The organism is Pseudomonas sp., assembly GCF_035277045.1.
Classification (GTDB): Bacteria; Pseudomonadota; Gammaproteobacteria; order Pseudomonadales; family Pseudomonadaceae; genus Aquipseudomonas.
The window spans coordinates 1-2,740 of the sequence record NZ_DATELE010000062.1; the positions used below are offsets into that span (position 1 = coordinate 1).

3 protein-coding genes are annotated in these 2,740 nt (G+C 61.2%); 2 read left to right on the forward strand and 1 reads right to left on the reverse strand.

Annotation, left to right across the window (positions count from 1 at the left end; translation table 11 throughout):
* Positions 1-389: Rrf2 family transcriptional regulator (locus VJS90_RS02805; protein WP_324118881.1), on the forward strand; the 389-nt coding region annotated here is incomplete at its 5' end.
* Positions 390-534: 145 nt separating this feature from the next.
* The gene (locus VJS90_RS02810) at positions 535-1,095 is read left to right on the forward strand and encodes an NUDIX hydrolase (protein ID WP_324118883.1); all 561 of its coding nucleotides are present in this window, start codon (positions 535-537) and stop codon (positions 1,093-1,095) included.
* Here VJS90_RS02810 and VJS90_RS02815 read toward each other — a convergent pair.
* Positions 1,073-2,479 (reverse strand): hypothetical protein, encoded by a 1,407-nt coding sequence (locus tag VJS90_RS02815; protein WP_324118885.1) that lies wholly within the window; start codon positions 2,477-2,479, stop codon positions 1,073-1,075. The two genes, VJS90_RS02810 and VJS90_RS02815, sit on opposite strands and share 23 nt — an antisense overlap.
* Positions 2,480-2,740: the final 261 nt, after the last annotated feature.

Consider the following 2,740-nt stretch of genomic DNA (forward strand, 5'->3'; position numbering starts at 1 on the left):
CCGACGGGCCGCTCACAGCGCAGCGCATCTCCCACGCCCAGGCCATACCCCTGGCCTACCTGCTGCAGATCCTCACCGACCTCAGGAAGGCAGGACTCCTGCGAAGCCACCGCGGAGCGGTCGCCGGATTCGAGCTTGCCCGCCCGGCCACCAGCATCACCCTCGCCGAAGTCATCGCCGTCATCGAGCACGACCTGTCCAAGCCCACGCTAGAAGAGATCTCCTACCCCGGCGTCGCCGCGCCGCTGCGGGACGTATGGCTGGCCGTGCGCTCATCCACATCCACGATCCTCAGATCGGTCACCCTCGCCGACCTGGCCCAGGGAAACCTGCCCCAAGCGGTACAAGCCCTCGCCGCGCAGCCATACCCATCGCCTACCCACCCTTGACCTCCCTCCCACCGGCACCCAGCCGGTTGGCGTGGGGGGCGCAGATGTTGTCCCGCTTGGTGCTCTACGCCGCAGTTTTTCTTGATCCTTGATACTGCTCGCCAGTCCGACCGGGCGGACAGTGGTGCCATGTACCGTCGGGACTGTGACTGGTGACAACCGCGAGAGCACGCAGTGGAAGATCTACGGCGAGCGCCTGATCGATGAGAATCCGTTCATCCGGCTGAGCATTGCGTCGGTTGGACTGCCCGATGGGACTGAGTTCGAGCAGTACGTCATGCGCATGCGGCGGACGGCCACGACGGTTGTGGTAGATGACCAAGATCGGGTGCTGCTTATGTGGAGGCACCGGTTCATAGTCGATAAGTGGGTGTGGGAGCTGCCCGGGGGCTACGTTGATCAGGCCGAGGACCCGGCGGCTGCCGCTGCGCGGGAGGTTGAGGAAGAGACTGGATGGCGGCCGGCTCACAAGCCTGAGTTCGTTATGACTTTCCAGCCCATGATCGGGAACGCGGACTCGCCGCAAGATCTGTACTTTGTGAAAGGGGCTGTTGAGGTCGGCCGCCCTGATATCAATGAGACCGAGAGGGTTGCCTGGGTTCCTTTGGATAAAGCAGTAGGAATGATCAAGTCAGGTGAGATTGCTGGCGCGGGATCTGTGATTGGGATTCTCTACGCGCTTGCTATGCGGCCCGGCTCCGGTTAGAGGTGCGCGGGTCGCTGGCCGGGAGTAGTTCGTGTGCTCGTCCTTGGAAATCTGACACTACAGGTTCTTTGCTAAATTTGCTCATCCGGCGCCGTAGGTCCCGGATGTACTTGATTGTGCGTGCTGATTGCAGTCCAGAGGCAAGGTCGAGTGCCTGATTCCCAGTGGCGCACGCTGCGTCCAGATCCTGTTGTTGGAGTTGGGCGTTAGCGAGTAGTACGACATTGAAGGTGCGCCCGCGAACATAGCCGTCCACCATGTCGAGAGACCTGCGGGCAAAGTATTCGGCTTTGTCTCCTTGGGCTAGCTCGCGGAAGCAGTGACCGAATTTCGCGGCTATGTACGCTTCGTCAAAGTAACGGAGCCATTGGGGGGTGTCGGTCCTGCTTGAGCGCTCGAAGGCTTCTTCGGCGGCGTTGAGGGCTTTGCCGCATGCGGAAGGTTCATTATCAATGGCAAGTGCGTGTGCCTGCATGATCAGAGATTCTGATGCCAGGGCGGGCAACCCGGCCTTGATTGCGCTGTCGTGCGCGGCCCGAGCCAGGTCAAGCGCATCGTCGGCCCGCTGAAGGTAGACGGCCTGGTGGCTCATGCCCGCCAGGATCTCCCCGCCGAGCGCGTAGTTGTTCGCTTCGCGAGCCAGGCGAAGGGCCTGGATGAGGTACCGCTGGCCCAGGCCATGGTGTTCAAGGTCATATGCCATCCACCCGGCGAGGCGGGTCAGCTCCGCAGCTGCAGTGAAGAGTTCTCGGCCAACGGTTTCCGAGTATCGGCCGTCATGCAGGAGCGGCCCTACTTCGTCATGCAGGTAGCGCACGACTGTCAAGCGGGCTCGCCCGCCACCGAACAAGTTGTCGAGCCGGTGGAAGGTGTGTGTAACTTCGCGGACCGCATCGACATCGGCGCGGCCGACCTGCCGTGTTGATCGAGTGGGCACGATGATCCTGGCAGGTGGAGCGGTCAGCCATCTTATGGCTGATGTGGCATAAGCTCCGGCAGCGAAAACCGAGTCAACAATAAACTGGCGACGTTCCAAATCGCTTCTCCATAGCGCTGTGATGACCTCTATTGTATCGCGCCATGAAGTAGCGAAACGAAGGCCAATATCAGATCGCTCGTTCGTAGCAGGAAGGCCTAGGTCACCGACGGTTACTTTCCGCCCTAGGCTCATCGAGAACACTTCTGCGATCAGAGGCGCGATCGGCTCGCGCGGGTGCTCACCTTTCAGCCACCGAATAACTGAGCTGTGATCGTACGCCAGACCAGGAATTCCTTTGGCTTGGCCAAGATCATCGACGCGGCGAGCCAGGCCCTTATGGGAGAACCCGGCCTCATCGATCAAGGTTTGGAGTCGCAGATTGGGCTCCCTCTTCGGTCGCGGCATTGGTGTCACCTCCTTCCTGTCCGCGTCCGGCTGTCTGTAGTGTCCCACGGTTGTCTGTCAGAAGGCGAGAACCCGCGGCCGTTGCACGCCCCCCTTGCACACACCTCCCCCCTCTGCACGCCTTTCGATCTTGCTAACGCTTCGGCTGTGATTGGCGACGTGGCCAATCCCGGTCACACCAAGGCGAATGGCCCCACGGAGTGGGTCAGCCAGCGGAGAGGAAGTGGTGATCATGAAGCTGCTGCTGAAGGACGAGAAGTA